At 67.4% G+C, this 20,675-nt stretch carries 27 protein-coding genes; 21 read left to right on the top strand and 6 right to left on the bottom strand.

From position 1 onward, the window contains the following. Positions 1-25: 25 nt before the first annotated feature. From Q0316_RS19400 to Q0316_RS19365, 8 genes are read left to right on the top strand one after another with little or no spacing between them, the layout of a single operon-like run. Positions 26-847, top strand: coding sequence for a protein-glutamate O-methyltransferase CheR (locus Q0316_RS19400; RefSeq protein WP_298675799.1), 822 nt, complete (start codon positions 26-28; stop codon positions 845-847). Continuing rightward, positions 847-1,881, top strand: coding sequence for a chemotaxis response regulator protein-glutamate methylesterase (locus Q0316_RS19395; protein ID WP_298675647.1), 1,035 nt, complete (start codon positions 847-849; stop codon positions 1,879-1,881). The genes Q0316_RS19400 and Q0316_RS19395 overlap by 1 nt, the downstream gene beginning before the upstream one ends. Continuing rightward, positions 1,881-2,270, top strand: a complete 390-nt coding sequence (locus tag Q0316_RS19390; protein WP_298675644.1) for a response regulator — start codon at positions 1,881-1,883, stop codon at positions 2,268-2,270. The genes Q0316_RS19395 and Q0316_RS19390 overlap by 1 nt, the downstream gene beginning before the upstream one ends. After that, a complete protein-coding gene (locus Q0316_RS19385) occupies positions 2,270-2,800 on the top strand; it encodes a chemotaxis protein CheD (RefSeq protein ID WP_298675642.1) in 531 nt (176 codons plus the stop codon). Before Q0316_RS19390 ends, Q0316_RS19385 begins: the two co-directional genes overlap by 1 nt. Next, on the top strand, positions 2,800-3,102 hold the full coding sequence (locus Q0316_RS19380; RefSeq protein ID WP_298675639.1) for a hypothetical protein: 303 nt from the start codon (positions 2,800-2,802) through the stop codon (positions 3,100-3,102). Before Q0316_RS19385 ends, Q0316_RS19380 begins: the two co-directional genes overlap by 1 nt. 1 nt (position 3,103) lies before the next feature. After that, positions 3,104-3,955 carry a flagellar motor protein MotB gene (locus Q0316_RS19375; protein ID WP_298675636.1) on the top strand — a complete coding sequence of 284 codons (852 nt, stop codon included), beginning with the start codon at positions 3,104-3,106 and terminating at the stop codon, positions 3,953-3,955. 16 nt (positions 3,956-3,971) lie between these two features. Further along, a complete protein-coding gene (locus Q0316_RS19370) occupies positions 3,972-4,391 on the top strand; it encodes a hypothetical protein (RefSeq protein WP_298675633.1) in 420 nt (139 codons plus the stop codon). Positions 4,392-4,431: 40 nt separating this feature from the next. Next, entirely contained in the window at positions 4,432-5,022 is a 591-nt protein-coding gene (locus tag Q0316_RS19365) for a PilZ domain-containing protein (protein ID WP_298675630.1), read from the top strand. 5 nt (positions 5,023-5,027) lie between these two features. Here Q0316_RS19365 and fliP read toward each other — a convergent pair whose 3' ends face one another. The 3 genes from fliP to Q0316_RS19350 are packed head-to-tail and all read right to left on the bottom strand — an operon-like array spanning position 5,028 to position 6,515. After that, positions 5,028-5,777, bottom strand: coding sequence for a flagellar type III secretion system pore protein FliP (fliP, locus tag Q0316_RS19360; protein WP_298675627.1), 750 nt, complete (start codon positions 5,775-5,777; stop codon positions 5,028-5,030). Next, positions 5,770-6,279 carry a flagellar biosynthetic protein FliO gene (locus Q0316_RS19355; protein ID WP_298675624.1) on the bottom strand — a complete coding sequence of 170 codons (510 nt, stop codon included), beginning with the start codon at positions 6,277-6,279 and terminating at the stop codon, positions 5,770-5,772. Before Q0316_RS19355 ends, fliP begins: the two co-directional genes overlap by 8 nt. Next, entirely contained in the window at positions 6,279-6,515 is a 237-nt protein-coding gene (locus tag Q0316_RS19350) for a FliM/FliN family flagellar motor switch protein (RefSeq protein WP_298675622.1), read from the bottom strand. Before Q0316_RS19350 ends, Q0316_RS19355 begins: the two co-directional genes overlap by 1 nt. A 120-nt stretch (positions 6,516-6,635) precedes the next feature. Here Q0316_RS19350 and flgC point away from each other — a divergent pair, with 120 nt between their 5' ends. The 5 genes from flgC to flhB are packed head-to-tail and all read left to right on the top strand — an operon-like array spanning position 6,636 to position 9,476. Further along, positions 6,636-7,043, top strand: coding sequence for a flagellar basal body rod protein FlgC (flgC, locus tag Q0316_RS19345; RefSeq protein ID WP_298675619.1), 408 nt, complete (start codon positions 6,636-6,638; stop codon positions 7,041-7,043). A 21-nt stretch (positions 7,044-7,064) separates the two neighbouring features. Continuing rightward, on the top strand, positions 7,065-7,385 hold the full coding sequence (locus Q0316_RS19340; protein WP_298675616.1) for a flagellar hook-basal body complex protein FliE: 321 nt from the start codon (positions 7,065-7,067) through the stop codon (positions 7,383-7,385). Continuing rightward, positions 7,385-7,651: a flagellar biosynthetic protein FliQ gene (locus tag Q0316_RS19335; protein ID WP_298675614.1), complete on the top strand. Its 267-nt coding sequence runs from the start codon at positions 7,385-7,387 to the stop codon at positions 7,649-7,651. Before Q0316_RS19340 ends, Q0316_RS19335 begins: the two co-directional genes overlap by 1 nt. Continuing rightward, on the top strand, positions 7,648-8,406 hold the full coding sequence (fliR, locus tag Q0316_RS19330; protein WP_298675611.1) for a flagellar biosynthetic protein FliR: 759 nt from the start codon (positions 7,648-7,650) through the stop codon (positions 8,404-8,406). The genes Q0316_RS19335 and fliR overlap by 4 nt, the downstream gene beginning before the upstream one ends. Continuing rightward, on the top strand, positions 8,406-9,476 hold the full coding sequence (gene flhB, locus Q0316_RS19325) for a flagellar biosynthesis protein FlhB (RefSeq protein ID WP_298675609.1): 1,071 nt from the start codon (positions 8,406-8,408) through the stop codon (positions 9,474-9,476). Before fliR ends, flhB begins: the two co-directional genes overlap by 1 nt. A gap of 189 nt (positions 9,477-9,665) precedes the next feature. Here the strand turns inward: flhB and Q0316_RS19320 are convergent, their stop codons facing one another. After that, positions 9,666-10,082, bottom strand: a complete 417-nt coding sequence (locus tag Q0316_RS19320; RefSeq protein WP_298675606.1) for a flagellar assembly protein FliX — start codon at positions 10,080-10,082, stop codon at positions 9,666-9,668. Between the two features lie 79 nt (positions 10,083-10,161). Between Q0316_RS19320 and Q0316_RS19315 the strand changes: the two genes are divergently transcribed. The 3 genes from Q0316_RS19315 to Q0316_RS19305 are packed head-to-tail and all read left to right on the top strand — an operon-like array spanning position 10,162 to position 11,980. After that, positions 10,162-11,265 (top strand): flagellar basal body P-ring protein FlgI, encoded by a 1,104-nt coding sequence (locus tag Q0316_RS19315; protein ID WP_298675605.1) that lies wholly within the window; start codon positions 10,162-10,164, stop codon positions 11,263-11,265. Further along, on the top strand, positions 11,265-11,558 hold the full coding sequence (locus tag Q0316_RS19310) for a rod-binding protein (RefSeq protein ID WP_298675603.1): 294 nt from the start codon (positions 11,265-11,267) through the stop codon (positions 11,556-11,558). Before Q0316_RS19315 ends, Q0316_RS19310 begins: the two co-directional genes overlap by 1 nt. Further along, the gene (locus tag Q0316_RS19305) at positions 11,555-11,980 is read left to right on the top strand and encodes a flagellar protein FlgN (RefSeq protein ID WP_298675601.1); all 426 of its coding nucleotides are present in this window, start codon (positions 11,555-11,557) and stop codon (positions 11,978-11,980) included. Before Q0316_RS19310 ends, Q0316_RS19305 begins: the two co-directional genes overlap by 4 nt. Before the next feature lie 146 nt (positions 11,981-12,126). On the opposite strand, the gene Q0316_RS19300 is transcribed toward Q0316_RS19305, so the two are convergent. Then, entirely contained in the window at positions 12,127-12,543 is a 417-nt protein-coding gene (locus Q0316_RS19300; RefSeq protein WP_298675599.1) for a flagellar basal body protein, read from the bottom strand. Between the two features lie 12 nt (positions 12,544-12,555). Further along, positions 12,556-15,339, bottom strand: coding sequence for a hypothetical protein (locus Q0316_RS19295; protein ID WP_298675596.1), 2,784 nt, complete (start codon positions 15,337-15,339; stop codon positions 12,556-12,558). A gap of 132 nt (positions 15,340-15,471) precedes the next feature. Here Q0316_RS19295 and Q0316_RS19290 point away from each other — a divergent pair, with 132 nt between their 5' ends. The 5 genes from Q0316_RS19290 (at position 15,472) to Q0316_RS19270 (ending at position 20,672) form a co-directional block, all read left to right on the top strand. After that, positions 15,472-16,506: a flagellar motor switch protein FliG gene (locus Q0316_RS19290; protein ID WP_298675594.1), complete on the top strand. Its 1,035-nt coding sequence runs from the start codon at positions 15,472-15,474 to the stop codon at positions 16,504-16,506. Positions 16,507-16,516: 10 nt separating this feature from the next. Next, complete coding sequence (locus tag Q0316_RS19285; RefSeq protein ID WP_298675591.1) at positions 16,517-17,167, top strand: FliH/SctL family protein; 651 nt, start codon at positions 16,517-16,519, stop codon at positions 17,165-17,167. A gap of 238 nt (positions 17,168-17,405) precedes the next feature. After that, a complete protein-coding gene (gene fliF / locus Q0316_RS19280) occupies positions 17,406-18,956 on the top strand; it encodes a flagellar basal-body MS-ring/collar protein FliF (RefSeq protein ID WP_298675796.1) in 1,551 nt (516 codons plus the stop codon). 25 nt (positions 18,957-18,981) lie between these two features. Then, on the top strand, positions 18,982-19,350 hold the full coding sequence (fliN, locus tag Q0316_RS19275; RefSeq protein ID WP_298675588.1) for a flagellar motor switch protein FliN: 369 nt from the start codon (positions 18,982-18,984) through the stop codon (positions 19,348-19,350). After that, positions 19,350-20,672, top strand: a complete 1,323-nt coding sequence (locus Q0316_RS19270) for a sigma 54-interacting transcriptional regulator (protein WP_298675585.1) — start codon at positions 19,350-19,352, stop codon at positions 20,670-20,672. The genes fliN and Q0316_RS19270 overlap by 1 nt, the downstream gene beginning before the upstream one ends. Positions 20,673-20,675: the final 3 nt, after the last annotated feature.

The following is a 20,675-nucleotide window of genomic DNA, read 5'->3' as shown; positions in this document are numbered from 1 at the left end:
CGATGGCGGCGGGGGCGGTGCGGGCATGGCGATCTCGCCGCGCGATTTCGCCGCCATCGCCGCGATCATGCAGAGAGACGCGCGCATCGCGCTGAGCGAGGCCAAGACCACGTTGGTCGAATCCCGCCTCGCGCGGCGGCTCCGCACCTTCGGGCTGACGCGCTTCAGCGATTATGTCGCGCTCGTCGAACGCGATGCCGATGAGCGGCACGCGATGGTGGTCGCGCTCACCACCAATCACACCCTGTTCTTTCGCGAGCCGCATCACTTCACCCATTTCGAGGAGGTTCTCCTGCCCCGGCTGCGGCAGAAGCAGGGGCCGGTCCGCATCTGGTCCGCCGGCTGCTCGTCGGGTGAGGAAGTATATACGATCGCGATGTGTCTGCTGGGGCGGGATCGCGCGGCGGCGGGCTGGCTGCGCGATCGCGACGTGCGGCTGCTCGCCACCGATATCGCGCCGCCCGTGGTAGAGGCGGTGCGCAACGCCTGTTACGCCGATCATGCGACCAAAGGCGTGCCCGAGCCGTGGCGCAGCCTGTGGATGCAGCCCACCGCGGACGGTGGCGCGATGGTGATGGACGAGCGCGCCCGCGCGCTGGTGACGGCCAATGTGCTCAACCTGTTCGATCCCTGGCCGCTGAAGGCCGCCTATGACGCGATCTTCTGCCGCAACGTGATGATCTATTTCGACGATCAGGCGAAGGAGGAGTTGCAACTGCGGCTCATCGACCAGCTCGTGCCGGGCGGCCTGCTCTATATCGGCCACTCCGAACGCCTGCTCGGCGCGGCGGCGCGCGCGATGGAATCGTGCGGGCACACCATCTATCGCAAGCCCGAGCGCGCGTGATGCAGCCGATCCGAACGCTGATCGTGGATGACAGCGCGGCGATGCGCGCCACGTTGCACCGCATTCTTGTCGCCGATCCCGAAATCGAGGTGGTGGGCATGGCGCCCGATCCCTTCGCCGCGCGCGAGATGATAAAGCAGCTCAATCCCGATGTGCTGACGCTCGATATCGAGATGCCGGGGATGGACGGGCTGTCCTTCCTCGAACGGATCATGCGGCTGCGGCCGATGCCGGTGGTCATGTGCTCGACGCTTACCGCGCGCGGCGCGGAGGTGACGATCGAGGCGCTCAGGCTGGGCGCGGTCGATTATGTCACCAAGCCCGCCGGCGGCCATGACGAGTTCGAGCGCCACGCGCGCCAGTTGCGCGACAAGGTGAAGGCCGCCGCGCGTTCCGGCACGCGCCCGCGCGCCGCCGCCCCTCCCGCGCAGGCGGATATGGGCGCGACGTGCGGGGAACGGTTGATCGCGATCGGCTCGTCAACGGGGGGCGTCGAGGCGCTGTTCTCGCTGTTGCCCGCGCTGCCGGCGGATTGCCCGCCGGTGCTGGTGGTGCAGCATATGCCCGCCGCGTTCACCGGCAGCTTCGCGCAAAGGCTCGACGCCGAATGCCGGGCGCATGTCGTCGAAGCGCGCGATGGTGAGCCGGTGCGACCGGGAACCGTCTATATCGCGCCCGGCGGCGAGACGCATATGGAGCTGACCGGCGGCGTGCGCGGCGCGATCCGCCTGCGCGCGGGCGATCCGGTGAGCGGCCATCGCCCGTCGGTGGATCGCCTGTTCTCGTCGGTCACGGCGATCGGCCCGGCGGCGGTCGGCGCGATCCTCACGGGGATGGGCGCGGATGGCGCTGAAGGGCTGCTCGCGATGCGCCGTGCCGGCGCGCGCACGTTCGGCCAGAGCCGCGAAACCTGCGTCATCTGGGGAATGCCGCGCGTCGCGATGGAACGCGGCGCGGTGGAAAAGGAAATCGCTTTGTCGGCGATGCCGGAGGCGATCCTCCGCGCATGTCGTGAAAATTCCAGGAGTCATTGATGCCCGCTGCTGCTCAGATCAAGGTGATGGTGGTCGACGATCAGGCGAGTATGCGTGCGATGATCCGCCGCGCGCTCCAGGATCTCGGCTTCCGCGACGTGCGCGACAAGCCGACCGCGCCCGAGGCGCTGGAGGCGATCCGCGCCGATCGCGTCCATCTGATTATTTCCGATTTCAACATGCCGGAAATGGACGGCCTGGAATTCCTCCAGGCGGTGCGCGCCGATGCGACGATCGGCAAGACCGTGTTCATCATGCTGACCGGCTCCGCCGACAAGGAAATCGTGCAGAAGGCGGCGGCGCTCGGCGTGAACAATTATGTCGTCAAGCCGTTCGCGCCCGCCGCTCTCAAGGAAAAGATCGAGCGCGTGTTCGGCGAGCTGACCTGATGCGCCGGATCACGATCGTGCAGGGCGAGCATCGTGCCGTCGCCGAACCGGGGGTGATGCTCAGCACACTGCTGGGCAGTTGTGTCGCGGCGTGCCTGCACGATCCGGTCGCGCGCGTCGGCGGGATGAACCACTTCCTGCTGGGCGAGCCGGCGGCAAATCAGCGGCTCTCGATGCCGGAGATGGCGCGCTACGGGGTTCATGCGATGGAATTGCTGATTAACGCGATGATGGCGCTGGGCGCGCAACGCGCGAATTTGCAGGCGCATCTTTATGGCGGCGCGAATATGGTCGCCGGGCTGGCGGAGATCGGCACATCGAACGCGGCTTTCGCGCGCCGCTTCATGGCGGCGGAGGGAATCCAGGTCTCGCACGCCGATCTTGGCGGCAATCGCGCGCGCAAGGTGGAATTCCTCGCGCATGATGGCCGCAGCCGCTGCACGCTCGCGACGGCCATGCCGCCGGAGCCGATCGCGCCGCGCATATCGGTGCCGGTGGCCGCGCGCGTCGGCGAACTGGAGTTGTTCTGATGAGCGTGGTGCCTGTGTTCGATGTCGCATCCGCCGCGGCGCTGCCGCGTGTCGTGGCGACGGAATTGCGCGAGATCCGCGCGCGGCTGGAGAAACTGGCCGAGGTGCTGGCCGGCGATCCGGCGCTGGCATCGCGCTATCTGCTTGAGTTTCAGGATTTCGATTACGTGATCCAGCACGCGGATGAATGCGCGATGTTGCTGGAACGCGTGGCGGATGGCGAGGATGCGCGCGCGGCGGTCTGCGCGATCCGGCTGGACGCGGTGCAGGTCCGTATCCGCGCGGCGCTGGGAGAGGAATGAGATGGCCGCTTCATCCGGTGAGCGCCCGATCATCGTTCGCCGCATCCGGCGTGTCGCCAAGGCCAGCCATGGCGGCGCGTGGAAGGTCGCCTATGCCGATTTCGTGACCGCGATGATGGCGTTCTTCATGCTGCTCTGGCTGGTCGCCAACCCGGACAAGGCCCGGTTGCACGGGCTGGCGCAATATTTCTCCGCGACGGCGGCGGTCGTTCCCCCCTCCACGCCGGTCGAAGGGGTGTCGAACGGCGCGGGCGGGCAATCGCGGCGCTCCGCACCCGATCGGAGCCCGGTCAGCGGCGTGCCGAGCGCCAATGCCGCCACTGCTGGCGTGGCGCGCGGCGGCACCGCCAATGTCGCGGACACGTCGCTTCGCGTGATGGCCGCCGAGTTGCAGGTCGCGCTGGATGCGGTGCCGCAGGATCAGCGCGGGCGTCGCGCGGTCGATATCCAGCAGGATCGCGAAGGATTGCGCATCACGCTGATGGACAGCGATCGCCAGGCGATGTTCCGCACCGGCACGGCCGATCTCAATCCCTATGCGCGCGCGATGCTGGCGAAGGTCGCGGCGCGGCTGGCGCAGGGCGGCGGGCAGCTCGCGATCGAGGGGCATACCGATGGCAGCGGCGGGCAGAGCGATGCCAATTGGGCGCTATCCGGCGCGCGCGCGCTCGCCGCGCGGAGCGCGCTGATCGCCGGTGGTCTCACGCCCGATCGCTTCGCCGAGGTCGTGGCGATGGCGGCGACCCGCCCGGTTTTCCCGGATCAGCCGGATCGCGCCGAGAACCGGCGTATCACGATCGTCATCAAGGCCGAGCCTTCCGCCTTGCCGAGCGACGCCAGTTTCAAATTCTGAAAGACGGAAGGATCCGATGAAGAAGCCACTTCTTGCGCTGCTCCTCACCGTCGCCGGGCTCGGGCTTGGCGGCGGGGCGGGCTATGCCACGCAATTGCTGCTTTCGCCCGCGCGGGAGGCGGAAAATCCGGTGTTCGTGCCGGTCGAGCGGCTGCTCGCGCCGCTGGTCGATCGCGAAGGGCGGCTGACGGGCTATACGCGGTTCGAGATCGCGCTTGAGGTGCCACAGGCGCGCGAGGCGTTCGTTCGCGCGCGCCTGCCGCTGCTGCTCCATGCCGTGAACCTGCGCACGTTTCGTACCCCGCTCGCGTCCGGGCGCGACGGGCAACTTCCCAATATCGACATGATCCGGCGTGTCGTCGCGAGCGCCGCGCCGGAGGCATTCGGGCGTGGCGTGGTGCGCCGCGTGACCATCACGCAGGCGGTGCCGGCCTGATTGCGGCGGCCAGATTGAGCGAATACAAACGGAGGATAATATGGGTGCGGACAGATCATTAAATCCCGGCGAGCGATCCGAACACCGCGATGCGCTGCGGACCTTGCTCGTCGCGCGGCTGGTTCGCGCGGAGGGGCATGAGACGCTCTGCCGCATCCGCAATCTGTCACCGAGCGGGATGATGATCGAGACGCCCGCGCCAGTGCGCAACGGCGAGGATATCGTGATCGAACTGCGCGACGAGCGGTTCGCGGGGCGCGTGATGTGGACCAGCGAGGGGCAGGCGGGGGTTCATTTCGCCGCCCCGATCGACGTCGCCTCGGTGCTGGGCGACGCGCGCCTCGCCATCGCGCGGCAGGATCGCCCGCGCGCGCCGCGCTTCCGCGTGGAATGCCCCGCGCAGGTGAGCCTCTATGGCCGAACGATCGAGGCGACGGTGGACGATCTGTCGCAGAGCGGCGTGCGGCTCAGGATGGAAAACCCGCTGGCGCCGGGCAGCGAATTCGTGCTGACGATCGCCGGATTGCCGACGATGGCGTGCAGCGCGCGCTGGAGCGACGAGGATTTCTGCGGCGCGATCTTCCACGGAATCCTGCCGTATGACAGCCTCGCCGCCTGGCTGGAGGGCTGAGCGCGTCAGCCCGGTCCGAAGCTTTTCACCAGCGATCCGGCGACCAGCGCCCAGCCGTCCACCAGCACGAAGAAGATGATCTTGATCGGTAGCGCGATCGTGGGCGGCGGCAGCATCATCATGCCCATCGCCATCAGCACCGCCGATACCGCCAGATCAATCACCAGGAACGGCAAGAGCAGCAGGAAGCCGATTTCGAACGCGCGGCGCAGCTCCGAAATCATGAATGCGGGCGCGAGCGTCGCCAGCGGGGTTTCCGCGCGGTTCGCGATCTTCTTGCCGCCGAGATCGGCGAACAGCTTCAGATCGGCATCGCGCACCTGGCCCAGCATGAAATGGCGGAACGGGCCGATCGTGCGATCGAACGCGGCCTGTTCGGTGATCCGGCCCTTGGTATAAGGGTCGATACCGTCTTTCCACGATTTCTCGAACGTCGGGGCCATCACCGCGAACGACAGGAACAGCGCGAGGCTTATCATCACCGGATTGGGCGGCACGCCGGGCGCACCGATCCCGGTGCGCAGCAGCGACAGCGCCACCACCATGCGGGTGAAGCTGGTGATCGTCATCAACAGGCCGGGCGCGAGGCTCAGCACCGTCAGCATCAGCACAAGCTGGATCGCGCGTGCGGACATGGCGCCATCGCCGCCGATGGTGATCGTCGCGCCGGCGGCGGCGGCATTTGCCTGGGCGTGCGCGATGGCGGGGAACAGCAACAGCGCGGCGAGAGCGATCGCGGGAATGAGCTTACGCATTGGCGGACTCCGCCATCGGGGCGCCGCCGGGCGAGCGCGGCGTTTTCTGCACACGCGACTTGCGGGCGGACGATCCGCGTTTGGCGACGCGCTTGCGCCGCAGCGCGGGGGTGGACGATTGCCCTCCCGGCACCGGGCGATAGCGTTCGACCAGCGCGGCGAAGCCCGTTCGCAGCATGGACAGGTCGTCGCGAAGCGTCGCCGGCTTTTCCGGGGCGGCGCGCTCGGGTCGGGCGGGGGCGGCAATGCCGGTTTCGACGATCGCATGGCCCTCCGGGCCGATCAGGATCAGATGCTCCACATCGTCGCGCCGGATCAGCGCCACGCTGCGCCTGCCGTCCACCGACAGGCGTTCGACCATTTCGATGCGCCGCCCGCCGGTGGTGGAAACACGGTTGGGCAGTTGCAGATCATACCGCCGGACCGCCCATAGCGCGCCCCATAACATGCCGAGCACCAGCCCCAGCGCCCCCAGCGTGCGCAGCAGCGACAGCAGGTCCATCACGGGTTCGGCTTCCTGACGATCTTGACGATTTCGAGCGACATCACCTCTTCGTCGACCAGCACGCGCCCTTCGGCGATCAGCTCGTCATTGGCATAAACCAGCGTCGGATCGTCCTGCCCGCGATCGAGCGGGATCATCGCGCCGCGGCTCATCTGGAGAATCTGACGGATCGGCACTTCCGCCGAACCAAGGACGACCGAGAGGTCGACCATCACGCCTTCAAGCACTGACATTCGCATGTCCTTTCTGGAGGACTTTTTAGGAATATTTTTTGGGGGTTCGGCGGGGAGGCGGCAAAAATTGCCTATGATGGTCGAAATGGCCCCGCGCGGGCCGCCGCTGGAGCATCATTGATGGACCTTAAGACCTCGCTCGGCATTTCGGCATCCGGGTTGCGCGCGCAATCGCTCAGGATGCGGGTGATCGCCGAGAATCTCGCCAATCAGGATTCGGTCGCCGAGGCGCCGGGCGGCACGCCTTATCGCCGCCGCGTGGCGAGCTTCGCCGCCGCCGTTGACCGCGCGAACGGCGGGGCCGGGGTGAAGGTGCGTTCGATCGAGGCGGATCGCAGCGATTTCATTCGGGTCTATCAGCCGGGCCACCCGGCGGCGGACGGCAAGGGCTATGTGCTCAAGCCCAATGTCAACGCACTGGTCGAGACGGCGGACATGAAGGCCGCGCAGCACAGCTATGAAGCCAATCTCAATGCGATCGAGGCCGCGAAGGCCATGACGATGCGCACCATTGATCTTCTGAAGTAACCGAAAAAAAGGACAAGGTTGATGTCGATCGAAGCACTGGACGCTGTTTCGGCTTATGGCCGCAGCAGCGCGATCGCTGGCGGCGCCAAGCGCCCGGCGGCCGCGCTCGCCGATGACAATGGCGAAGGCGGTTTCGGGCAAATGGTGCAGACGCTGGTTTCCAGCACCGCGGATCAGCTTCGCACCGCCGAAAAGGCATCGGCGATGCAGGTCGCCGGCAAGGGCGATCTGATCGACGTGGTCACCGCGATCGGCGCGGCGGAAACCGCGCTCGATACGATGGTGGCGGTGCGCGATCGCGTCGTCGGCGCCTATAGCGACATCATGCGTATGCAGATCTGATGGCGCCGGAACAGGTCTTCGCGCTGGCGCAATCGGCATTGATTCTGGTGCTGACGATCGCGGGGCCGCTTCTGGTCACATCGCTCGTCGTCGGCACCACGATCGGTCTGTTTCAGGCGTTGACGCAGGTGCAGGAAGCGACGTTGACCTTCGTTCCCAAGATCCTCGCCGTTGGTTTCGTGCTGTTGCTGATGTTGCCCACGATCGGGCGTGCGCTTGGCGATTTCATGGCGCGTATCAGCGATCTCATCGTGGCGGGCGGATGATCGTCCCGGTCGACCTGGCGTCGATCGTCGCCGCTTTCTTCATCGTCTTCGCCCGTGTCGGCGCGGTGCTGATGCTGCTGCCGGTGTTCGGGGAGGATGCGGTGCCGGCGCGGCTCAGGCTGATGATCGGCTTCGCGATGTCGGCGGCGCTTTACAATTTGGTGGGCGCGCCGGCGCGCGCGGCGGTGGATGCGGGCGGCGTGCTGCCGGTGCTGCTCGTGGCGGAATTGATGACCGGGCTGGCGATGGGCATGATCGTGCGCATCCTGTTCTTCGCGGTGACCACCGCCGGGGCGATCGTTTCGATGCAGGTCGGCCTTTCGGCGGCGGTGATGTTCGATCCGTCGCAAAGCGGGCAGACGCCGATGCTGTCGCGCTTCGTCGGCATGGCGGCGGCGCTGGCGTGTCTGGGGATGCAGGTGCATCATCTGTGGCTCGGCGCGATCGTGCACAGCTACACCAGCTTTCCGATCGGCGGCCTGCCCCCGGTCGATGATTTCGCGCAACTCGCGGTGGCGGCGGTCGGCGGGTCGATGATGCTGGGCGTAAGCCTCGCGTTGCCGCTGCTTATCTATGGCGTGGTGTTCAACGTCGTGCTCGGGCTGGCCGCGCGGGTGGCGCCAGCGATCCAGATTTTCTTCGTCGCCCAGCCGCTCAATCTGCTGCTGGGGCTGAGCCTTGCCGCCGCGACGATTGGCACGATGCTCAGCGTCTTCGCGCGGACCGCGGGCGATGCGATGCTCGGGAGCTGGTGATGGCGGACGGCGCGTCTGACGACGACAAGACCCAGGAACCAACCGACAAGAAGTTGGAGGATGCCCGGCGCAAGGGCGATGTGCCGATCGCGCCGGAGGTGCGCCACGCGGCGATGTTCGCGGCGATGCTGGTGGTGATCGGTGGCGCCGGTGCGCAGATGATGCACGCGATGGGCGCGCTGTTCGTCCGCCTGTGGGGCAGCGCCGACGATTTCCGCATCACGCCGGAGGGCGGGCAGGAGTTTGCCGCCGGCATGATGGGCGCGGTGGCGAAGGCATTGCTGCCGGTGCTGGCGGTGTTGTTCGTGCTCGCGCTGGTCGGCGGCCTGTTGCAGGGCCGCCCGATGATCGCCTGGTCACGCGTCAAGCCGCGCTGGTCGAAGCTCAATCCGGCGAGCGGCGCGAAGCGCCTGTTCGGCAAGCGCGCGCTGGTCGAATTCCTGAAAACGCTCGCCAAGCTCTGCCTCGTCGGCGGGATCGCGGCGGCGCTCGCCTGGCCCTATGCGTCCGGGATCGAGCGGCTCGTCGGCGCGGACCCGAGCGAGGGCGCTTCCGCGATCCATGGCATCGTGCTCGCCATGTTGCGCCCGGTGGCGGCGCTGGTCGTGGCGCTGGCGCTGTTCGATCTGGTGTGGCAGCGCCGCGCCTTCCTCCAGCGGATGCGGATGAGCCTCAAGGAGGTGCGGGACGAGTTCAAGCAGAACGAGGGCGATCCCAAGATCAAGGCGAAGATCCGCAGCATTCAGGCGCAACGCGCGCGCGGCCGGATGATGGCGAACGTGCCCAAGGCAAGCGTGGTGATTACCAATCCCACGCATTATGCCGTCGCGCTGCATTACAATCATGGCGAAATGGCCGCGCCGGTGGTGGTTGCCAAGGGCGTGGACGCGCTGGCGCTCAGGATTCGCGAGATCGCTGAGGAAAATGGGGTGCCGCTGGTCGAGAACAGGGCGCTGGCGCGCGCGCTCTACGCCAGCGGCGAGATCGACCGGCCGATCCCGGTGGAGCATTATGCCGCCGTGGCGGAGGTTATCAGTTACGTGCTGCGGATCGCGGGCCGCCGGCGCTAGTGGATCGTATCCGACAAAAGCATCCGCTTTTGCCGGAGGTCCGATCCACCAAACCACTAGCGCGATTTCAGGACAGGTGGAATCACCTGCCGGCCCGGAAATCACGGCGAACAAAGGAAAATGGCGCGGTGATCCGATGCAGCGGATCGCGCGATTGAGCTGAGCACGCACGGATCGGGCGCGCAGCGATCAGGCCTCGATATCGAATTTCGCCAGCTCGACGCGCACGCGCAGGTCGATCTGCGCGAGGAGCGCTGCGATCGCGGGTTCTTCCGATGCTTCGTGATCGCGTGACCACGCCGCGATTTCCGCGAGCCGCGCCGGGCTGACCGCGCCCGCGAGCAGTTCGCGGTGCAGCCCCTCGAGCGCGTCGAGCCCGCGTTCCGCCTCCTCCGCGCGGCGGCGGCGGCGCTCCACATCGTCCTGCGTCGCGGCGAGCGTCACCAGCATCGCGACCGATGGCACCACCGGGCCAGCCGGTTGCCCCGCGAGCGGAGCGGGCGGCGCGGGAGGCAATTCCTCGCCCGGCAGAAAGGCCGCGTGTTGCCTTGGCGCGGCGCCGGCCATGCTGCGCAACAGCGCGGCGGGCAGGTTGTCGATACGCATGAATTGCCGTCCCTCAGGCGGTGATGACCGGATTCATCCTATAATGAAGTCATTGCGAAACATCCATTGCCTGAGGATCATGCCGCGCCGCGTTTTGCCCCTTGTCAGCCTTCTAGCCGCGATGGCGATCGCGCCCGCCGCGCTCGCGCAGACGCGGATCAAGGATATCGTCGACGTGGAGAATGTCCGCGAGAACCAGCTCGTCGGCTATGGCCTGGTCGTCGGGCTGGCGGGGACGGGGGATCGCATCCGCAACACCCCCTTCACCGAGGAATCGTTGCAGGCGATGCTGGAACGGATGGGGGTGAACATCCGCGGCACGCAGATGCGCACGCAGAATGTCGCGGCGGTGTCGATCACCGCCGTCATGCCGCCGTTCGCGCGCGCGGGATCGCGGATCGACGTGCAGGTCGCCGCGATGGGCGATGCGACCAGCCTGCAGGGCGGCACGCTGATCGCATCGTCGCTGCGCGCGCTCGACGGGGAGATTTATGCCGTGGCGCAGGGCAATGTCGCGGTTTCCGGCTTCAAGGGGCGGGGGCAGGCGGCGAGCGTCACGCGCGGCGTGACCACATCCGCGCGGATCGCGGCGGGCGCGATCATCGAGCGTGAGGTGCCTTACAAGCTCCGCTCGGCGAGCAGCCTGAAACTGGCGTTGAAAAACCCCGATTTCGTCACCGCCGATCGTATCGCGAACGCGGTGAACAGCCGCTATCCGGGCAGCGCGCAGGTGCTCGATCCAGCGACGGTGGAGGTGGCGCCGGCGGGCGGCTTCGCCGGCAATGTGATTGATCTCGTCACGCGCGTCGGCGATCTGGAGGTTCATGTCGATCAGCCGGCGCGGGTGGTCATCAACGAGGCGTCCGGCACCGTGGTGATGAATGCCGATGTGCGGATCACCCCGGTTGCGATCGCGCAGGGCGGGCTGACGATCAGCGTGTCGGAAACCCCGCAGGTTTCCCAGCCCGCGCCTTTTTCCAGCGGGCAGACCACCGTGGTGCCGCGCACCAGCGTGCAGGTGAACGACGGCAATGGCGCGAGCCTTGCGATGGTCAACGGCGCGACGCTTAAATCGCTCGTCTCGGGCTTGAATACGCTGGGCGTCAGCCCGCGTGACCTGATTACGATCCTGCAGGCGATAAAGAGCGCGGGCGCGCTTCAGGCCGAAATCGAGGTGCAGTGATGAATGATATCTCAGCGCCGCTCACCAGCGGCGCAGCCGTGCCGCAGCGCCCGGCGCCAACGCCGAAGGACATCGCCACCGCGCGCGAGTTCGAGGCGGTGTTCGTCGGCCAGATGGCGCGGCTGATGCTCGACAGCGTCGATCAGGGCGATTTTTCGGGCGGCAATGGCGAGCAGGTGTTTCGCGGCATCCTGGCCGAAAAGATCGGCGGCGAAATCGCGCGCGCGGGCGGCATCGGCATCGCGCCGGCGGTGCTCGATCAGATCCTCAAGCTTCAGGGCTCCAGAAAATGACCACCAGGCTTCTCGATGCGATGACCTCGCTGGCGGCGCTGATGCAGGAGGAAACCGATCAGGTCTCCCGCGCGCCTTATCATCCGGGGCTATCCGAAATCGCGGCGGCCAAGCTGCGGCTGACCGGCCAGATCGAGACGGAGATCGCGCGCATGAAGCGCGAGGCCCCCGATGACTGGCTAGACCGTATCGCGCCCGAAATGCGTGACCAGCTTGCGGAGGCTAGCCTTTCGCTGCGCGATATCTCCACCGTCAACGCGGATATCCTCGCGCGGCAGATTGATCTTTCGGCGGAGATGATGGCAGCGATCGCCGCCGAGGCGCAGCGCCTCTCGGGCCGGCGCAGCACGGTATATGAGGCATCCGGCGGGCTTGGCGGCATGGACGTTTCGGCGCCGATCTCGATCAACGCGCGGCTGTAGCGATCGCGCACGCGCCGCGCGGCGCACCCCATAGAAATTGTTTTCCGGCAGCCGGCGCGCCCCGATTTACCGGCTGCGACGGCAGAAGGGGCGCCGCGATCCCCCCGCGCGGCGCCCCTTTTTTTCTGAATGCCGTCGGCCCGGCGCTATCCGTTGCCGCCCTTGCCCAGCGCGGTTTTCAGCAACTGGATCTGTTTGCGATAGAGATTGGTCATCGCGGTGAAATCCGCCTGCGTCTCGCTCATGCGGAGCAACTGATCCTCAAGCGTGACATTGTTGCCGTCGGGCTTGGTTTCGCTGATGTCGCGATCGAGCATCAGCGAATTGCCGATCGGCTGGCGCGCGCCCAGCCCCTTCATCGCCGTCGTCAGCTCGACGCGCGGCTTCGCCACCGTCACCGATCCGTTGCTGCGCACCAGATCGGAGAAATCCGCATCGGCCACCGCGCGGGATTTGTAACCGGGCGTCTCGCTGTTCGCGATATTCTGGGAGATGGCGCGCTGGCGTTCCGACAGCGTCTGCATCTGGCGGCGGATGCCGTTGAGCAGGGGGGGAAGGTCCATGATAAACGATCCTTACAGGAAGAAGGGGCTGGAGCCGCTCGACGAGAGCCGTTTCAGCGCGGCGGTGTAATTGGCGAGTTGCGCTTCCTCGATCGCGGTGGAGCCCCCGGCAGCGGAGGACTTGCGCGCGCCATCGACCAGCAGCGCCTTGCTGTCGTCCCAGTAGAGCGAGCGATACGCCGTCTGGCTCATCGAAACCGCGCTGGTTAGCGCGGCGAGCGCCGCCTTCGCGCCGCCAAGCGTGCTCAGGGTCAGCGCGTTCGTCAGGTCGAGGCTGAAATTGCCGCCGGGCGACACCTTTGGCGTATTCATCCCTTTGGGCGTGGCGGGCGCGGCGACGATCTGCTGCGGCGCGATGCCGAGTCTGGCGAGCGCGTCGCTCTCCGCGGGGCCGGCGACGAGTTGCAGCGAATGCCCCGGCTTCATCGTGATCGACAGCGACTGGCGGCCATTGAGCGTCATCGCATTGACGGTCGCTTTCGATCCGAGCAGGCGCCCGATCCGGTCCGCGAGCGTGGAGAGCGTGTCGTTGGCGGTGATCTCGATCCGTTGCAGCGTGCCGCTGTCGAGCCGGATCGCGAAGCTGTCGCCGACATTCGCGCCGGTAAGCGTCGTCACGCGGCCCGATACCGGCGGATTGATCGTGCCCCGTGCGAAGCCCAGGGCGGAAACCGCGCTGTTGCCGCCGGCATCCGCCGATACCATCACCGCCTCGGTCCGCGTGCCGGATTGGCCGAACTGGTCGACGCGCGCGATCGCGCCGCTCGCCGCGTCGATCCGCGCGACAAAGCCGTCGGTGGTGCCGCTGCGCGATGCGCCTAGCGTGCCGGTCGTGCGCCCGCCGGCATAGATCGCGCCGCCCAGAAAGGTGACGCTGTCGACCTGATCGTCCTGCCCGGTCGCCAGATAGGTGATGCTCGCCTGCGACAGGCCAGCGTCGATCCGCGCGACGAAGCCGTCACGCCCGCCGCCCGGCGCATTGACCTGCCCGCCGGGGAGCGCGCCGCTGGTCGCGCCGCCGACGGCGATGGTGCCGTCCGCTGCCACCGCGATCGCGCGCGCGTCCGCCGTGCCAAGCGAGATGGTGCCGAGATCGGTGCCGAGCGCCCCGGCCTGAAGCTTGTGAACCTGCGCCTCGCCACCGCTTGATACCAACGCGAGCAGATTGCCGTCCGGTGCGATCGCCAGCGCGGTGAGCGAATCCCGCCCGGCATCGGGGAAGGTGTAGCGATCGGCGACATGCCCGGTGGCGTCGATCCGGGCGACAAAGGCGTCGCCGCCGCCCGCCCCCGCGACCTTGCCGCCGACGAAGATCGAGCCGTCCGCGCCGACCGCCACCGCGCGCGCGGCATCCGCGCCGGCGGAGGGGATGACGGTGGAAAACAGTTCGTCGCCCATCGCATTATAGCGCGCGACGACCATGTCGCCGTCGCTCACATGCTCGTCGAGCCGGCCGGTGATGGTGCCAGCCACCACGATCCCGCCATCGGGCGCGAGGCTGATCGCCGCGCCACTAGATGCGCCCGCCGCGCCAAGGCTGCGCTGCCACAGGATATTGCCGTCCCCGTCCATCTTGGTGAGGAACAGATTGTCGCTGCCGTTCGACAGATTGGTGCCCACGTCGCCGCGGGTTGTGCCGACGATATAGGTGCTGCCCTGCGCATCGGTGATCGCCGCCGCGGTGGTGGTGTCGGCGAAGGCGTCGTAATTCTTCTTCGTCTCGATCTTCGGCTTGCTGCCGGCCTGCGTGGTCACCGTGGTGGTGCTGCTGCTCGGCGTGCCGGCGAGTTTGAGCTGCTCGCTGGCGAGGCTGTCGCGCGCGGTGATGCTCTTGGTGACGGTCCGGTTCGCCGCGCCCGCCGGATCGTTGATGCGAAACACCTGCGATGTCGTGCCGCTGTCGCTCGCGCCCCGCCCTGTGGCGACGACCAGCGCGTCCTTCGCGTCGATCTGGTTGATCGAAATCCGATCGCTGCTGACCGGCAGATCGAGCTTGAAGCCCCATTTGTCGCCGATCTTCGTCGGCACGAAACGGGCGCTCCATTTCGCCAGCGGATTGCCGTTCTTGTCGAGCAGCGGCGAGCCGTCCGTGTTGGTCAGCTTGGTGTTGCCGATCGCGGCGTTGAACGCATCGGCGACAGAATCGAGCGTTGGCGGCTGCGGCCCGGCGGAAAGATCCACCGTGATCGTCTCGCTGCTGTTGTTGCGCGAGAGCGCGATGGAGAATTTCTCCTGTCCGGTGAGGCCGGGGATCGCGTCGGCGCGGTTGGTCACCAGCGCCTTGCCGGTCATCGCATAGACGTTCCCGGTGGCGAGCGACTGACTTTTCACCGCCGACGAAACCTGTGCGAAGGCGATATGCACCAGATCGGATGGCGCGGAGACGAGGAAGGATTGCAGCTCCGCCATCCCCTTCGCGAAGGTTTTCTGAAGCGCGGCGCGCTGCGCATCGGACGTGCCGGACTGGCTTGCCAGCTCGGCCAGCGTGCGCAGCCGGTCCAGCGCCTTGTAGGTGGTAAAGCAACTGCCGATATCGGCGTTGTTGAGCGTGGCGAGCCCGTCCGGCCGATCGATGATCGTCTTCATCGCGGCGATTTGCTTCGCCTGTACCGAGAGTGGCACCGTGCTTGCCGTATCGCGCCATGGCGGCGTGGTTTCTTTCAGCGTGAACAGCGTCTTCGCCGCGCGCACCGCCTTGCTTTCGAACGTGGGCATCGCGGAAAGTCCGCTTGTGAAGCTGTTCGATCCGCTCAGGATGCTCAGCCCGACCAGGCTGTTCGATAAATTGATCGCCACGATGCCTCCGCAGGTTCCTTGATCCTATAATAGAGCGAAGTGCGTCCGAAGGCGGCGGCGGGGCGGCGTTTTCGCCCGAATTTCCCTGCCACCTCCCTTTTCGTACCGTGTTTTCAGCCTGGGAATTGCTGCATGAACCTGATGGCGACGATCGCCGAGCCGCCCGAACTCAAGCGTTTCAGCGGGCCGCAGCGCGCGGCCGCGCTGATGCTGGCGCTGGGCAAGGATCACGGCGCGCCGATCTGGGATCAGTTGACCAACGACGAGATCAAGGAGCTTTCCTCCACGATCGCGGGGCTTGGCCGTGTTCCGGCGGCGGTGGTCGAGCATCTGCTGGTGGTGTTCAGCGGCGAGGTCGCCTCGATGGCGTCGCTCCACGGCAGCTACGAGACGACCGAGCGGCTGCTCGCCGGGATGCTGCCCAACGATCGGGTGAAGGAGATCATGGAGGATATCCGTGGTCCGTCCGGCCGCACGATGTGGGACAAGCTCTCCAATGTCAGCGAGACGCTGCTGGCGGGCGCGTTGCGGCAGGAATATCCGCAGACCGTCGCCGTCATCCTCTCCAAGCTGCGCCCCGATCATGCCGCGCGCGTTGCCGCCGAACTGCCGCGCGATTTCGCGGTCGATGTCATCGTGCGGATGCTGCGGATGGAAACCGTGCAGAAGGATGTCATCAGCCAGGTCGAGGCGACGCTCAAGACCGAGTTCATGACCAACCTGTCGCGCTCGCAGAAGCGCGATCCGCACGAGGCGATGGCGGAATTGTTCAACGCGCTCGATCGCTCGACGGAGGAGACGTTGCTCTCCGCGCTCGATGCGCGCGTGCCCGAAAGCGCCGAGCGCATCCGCGCGCTGATGTTCACCTTCGAGGATCTCGCCGGGCTGTTGCCGGCGGCGATCGGGGTGATTGTGCGCAATGCCGACAAGCGGCAGATGGCGCTGGCGCTCAAGGGCGCGCCGAGCGACATCAAGGAATTGTTCTTCGGCGCGATGACCGCGCGCGCCTCCAAGCTGCTGCGCGAGGAGATGGCCAGTATGGGGCCGGTGCGCGCGCGCGATTGCGAGGAGGCGCAGGGCGGGCTGGTGCGGCTTGCCAAGGAACTCGCCGATCGCGGCGATATCATGCTTGTCGATCCCAAGAGCAACGATGCGATGATCGTTTGAGGAGCAGCCGATGGCGTTTCAGAGGGTAGAGCGTTTCGCGTTCGATCGCGTCTTTTCCACGTCGCTGAAGAAAGAAAGCAGCATCGCGCGGAGCGTTCAGGCCGATCTGGACACGCTTCGCGTCGAGCTTCGCATATTGCAGGCGTCGCGCGCGGAGCAACTTGCCGCCGCGCGGGCCGAAGGGGTGGAGGCCGGGCTGGCGCAGGCGCGCGCGGAATATGATGTTGCGCTGCTCTCCGCCGTCGATTCGCTCCAGGCCGGGATCGAGGCGATCGACGCGCGGTTCGACGAGGTTTCGGCGCGGATCACCGGCGAGGCGGCGGAGGTCGCGCTGGCGGCGGCGGATATGATCGCGGGGCGCGCGCTGGAACATGCGCCGGATGCCGCGATCGACGCGGCGATCGGCCGGGCGCTCGCGCAGGTGGCGCGTGGCACCGAATTGCGCGTGCGCGTCCATCCCGAGCTGGTCGAGGCGATCGAGGCGAAGATCGCACAGCGGCAGGCGCAGGATCGCCGCCGCCTGAACCTCACCGTGCTTTCCGATCCCACGGTCGCGCCGGGCGACGCGCGGATCGTGTGGGAGGAGGGGACGCTGGCGCTCGATGCGGAATCCCGCCGCAGCGCGGTCCTGTCCGAACTGGAATCGCTGCTGCCGCGATAAGCGGCGGGGCCGGGAACGGCGGTCGCTCGATCCCCCTTGTGTCGCGCGTTTTTCGCGCCGGCGGGTGTTTTTCCCCGCCATGAATTGGCCCTAGGCAAGAAATTCCGCCCGGCAGAAACTGCCGCCCTTCACGCCCTCTATAATGAACCCGACCGGGGGAAGCCCCGCGCAGTTCACTTACGGGGCGACCTTGGAAGCGATAAAGAAGTTTGTGGCGCAGCTCGGCCCGAACCGGCTGATGCTGATGGCCGGGGTGGCGGCGGCGCTGCTTGCCGTGCTGGCCTTCGTCGCCACGCGCGGCGGCAATCAGGATATGGGTTTCCTCTATACCGATCTCGATCCGTCCGCCGCGGCGGCGATCGCGGACAAGCTGAAGGCCCAGCAGGTGCCGTTCCAGCTTTCGGCGGACGGCACCTCGATCATGGCGCCGCAGGACAAGTTGCCGGCGCTTCGCATGGAGCTGGCGGGCGATCGGTTGGGCGGCAAGATCGGTTATGAGGTGCTGGATGGCGAGCAGCCGTTCGGCGTCTCCGCCAGCCGCGCCAAGCTCAACGAAACGCGCGCGATCGAGGGCGAACTCGCCAAATCAATCCAGACGATCCAGTCGGTCACCGCGGCGCGGGTGCATATCGTGATGCCCGAGCGCGCGATGTTCGCGACCGAGGTGCGCAAGGCGACCGCGGCGGTGACGGTGCGGACGCGCGGGCGGCTTTCGTCCGAGGCGGTGGCCTCGATCCGCAGCCTTGTCGCCTCGTCGGTGCCGGAGCTTTCGCCAGAGGCGGTGTCGGTGGTCGATCAGGCGGGCACGCTGCTGGCGCGCGCGGGCGATCCGGGCGCGAGCGGCGCGGGCGATGCCGACGAGCGGCAGGCCGCGGTGGAGGCGAAATTGCGCGCCCAGATCGAATCCCTGCTGGTGCCGATCGTCGGCGAGGGAAAGGTGCGCGCCGAGGTTTCCGCCCAGGTCGATCGCGATCAGACGCGGGAGGAAGCCAATGTCTATGATCCCGATAAACAGGTGGTCGCCCATCAGGTGACCGTCGAAACCGGCGATCAGAACCGCGAGAATGAAGCCGCCCCGCGCACCGCGTCGGTGGGCAACCAGCTTCCCGAAGCGCAGGGCATCGCGGCCACCGCGCCGGGCGCCTCGCGCCAGTCGGCCAGCAACCAGAATTCGGAAGATACCACCTACGCCAACAGCGCGACGCATACGGTGACGACGCGCGCGCCGGGCCGGATCACGCGGCTGTCGGTCGCGGTGATGGTCGATGGCGGGGAAAAGCCGCTGCCCCGCCCGCAGATGGATCGCATCCAGCGGATCGTCGAAAATGCGGTCGGCATAGATGCGCAGCGCGGCGACAGCGTGGTGGTGGAGAATATGCGCTTCAGCGCCGATGCCATCGCCGGTGCTGAGGATCATTGGTGGTCTGGCCTGCCGCTCGATCGGCTGTGGGGGCTGCTCCAGCTTGGGGTGATCGGCGGCATTGGCCTCCTGGCGCTCAGGATGCTGAAGCCGAAATTCATGGCCGCCGCGCCGGAGCCTGCCGGGCAGCCGCTGCTTGAGGATCAGTCCCCCGAGGTGCTGGCGCTCGCGGAGCGCGCGGCGGACGGCGACGAGGAGGCCCAGCGCCAGCTTGAGGCGATGAACGAAGGCCCGCTGCTCGATCAGGAGATCGCGCTGGCGCAGGTTGACGGGCGCATCAAGCTTTCCGCGCTGCGCCGCATCGGTGACTCGATCCGCGACAGCCCGCCCGAGGCGGCTTCCGTCATCCGTCAGTGGATGAACTCCTGATCTCAACCAGTCTGGGAAATTTGCCATGGATAAGAACCCCGGCGACATGATGCTTTCCACCACGGCGGACGCGTTCGCCGACGACGGGCCGAGCGGCCCGGTGCTTGAGGATTTCGATCGGCCCGCAGCGGGCGCGGATGCCGGTGACGAGATCGGCGGGCTTGATGCGGTGCACGATGTGCCCGTGAAGGTGCAGGCGGTGCTCGGTCGCGCGCGGATGCCGGTGGGCGATCTGCTGCGGCTGAAGGCGGGCGCCGTCGTCGAGCTGGATCGCCGCGTCGGCGAGCCGGTGGACATTTTCGTGAACGATCGGCTGATCGCGCGTGGCGAGGTGGTGTTGATCGACAATGCGCTGGGCGTGACGCTGACCGAGATCGTGCGGACCGATCGCTGATGCCGGGCGCGGTGCGCATCTTGCTCGTCGGCGTTGAGCATGGCGAACTGTCGATCGCGGCCAATCTGGCGCGTGAGGCGGGTGCTGACGTGGTGACCGCGGCGGGAACGGATGCCGCGCTCGATATGCTGCGCCGGCGCGATGCCGACATGATGATGATTGATGTCGGCATGGATATCGCGGGCATGATGCGCGCGCTGCGTGCGGAACGGTTCGTCCTGCCCGTGTTCGGATGCGGGGTGGACGCGCCCGCCGAACGCGCGGTCGCCGCGATCCGCGCGGGCGCGCGCGATTATCTGCCGCTGCCGGCGGAGCGCGATCTGATCGTTGCCGCGATCGCCTCGATCAGCGGGCGCGATGCCAGCCTGTTCATCGGCGATCATCCCGCGATCCGCCGCGCACAGGCGTTCGCCACGGCGATCGCGGCGGGCGACGCCCCGCTGCTGATCGCCGGGGAGCCGGGCGCGGGCAAGGAAGCGCTGGCGCGCGAGATCCACCGGCAATCGGCGCGCCGCGCGCCGCTTTTGGTCATCGAATGCGCGGGCGTGCCCGCAGAGGTGCTCGAATCCGAAATGTTCGGGCATGAGGCGGGGGCATTCCCCGGCGCGGCGGCGCGGCGCATCGGCAGGATCGAGGGCGCGGCGGGCGGCACCGTGGTGTTGCGCGAAATCGGCGCGCTGGCGCCGGTGACGCAGGCGCGGCTGATGCGGCTGCTTGCCGAGCGGCGCTTCGCGCGGATCGGCGGCGATCAGCCGGTGCCGGTCGAGGCGCGGCTGATCGCCACCACCAGCATCAACCTGCACCATGAGGTGACGGCGGATCGGTTTCGCGCCGATCTGCTGCTGGCGCTGCGGCGCGCGCTGATCGACCTTCCGCCACTGCGCGAGCGCGGCGACGACAGGATCGCGCTCGCCCGCCATTTCGCGCGGACGGCGGCGTCGGGCGGCGTGGAACTGGACGATGGCGCGCTTGAGGCGATCGCCGCCTGTCGCTGGCTCGGCAATGTCCGCGAGTTGAAGGACAGTATCGAGCGCGCCGCGTTGCTGGCCAATGGCCGGGCGATCGGCGCTGATGATCTGACCGGCGCGGACGGCGGCCCGCTCGCCACGCCGCGCCCGACACAGGGCGAGCCGATCCGGCTCGACTGGCTCGTCGGCCACACCGTCGAGGATGTCGAACGCGAACTGATCCTGCGCACGCTGGAGCGGTGTCAGGGCAATCGCACCTCCGCGTCGCACATCCTGGGCATTTCGGTTCGCACGATGCGCAACAAGCTGCGCAGCTTCATCGAGGCGGGGATTCCGGTTTCTCCGGCGCTCTGACGC

It is taken from the genome of uncultured Sphingomonas sp., from assembly GCF_937871615.1.
GTDB lineage: Bacteria > Pseudomonadota > Alphaproteobacteria > Sphingomonadales > Sphingomonadaceae > Sphingomonas.
The sequence above is the reverse complement of the archived record's forward strand: the minus strand, read 5'-3'. Positions and strand labels throughout refer to the sequence as shown.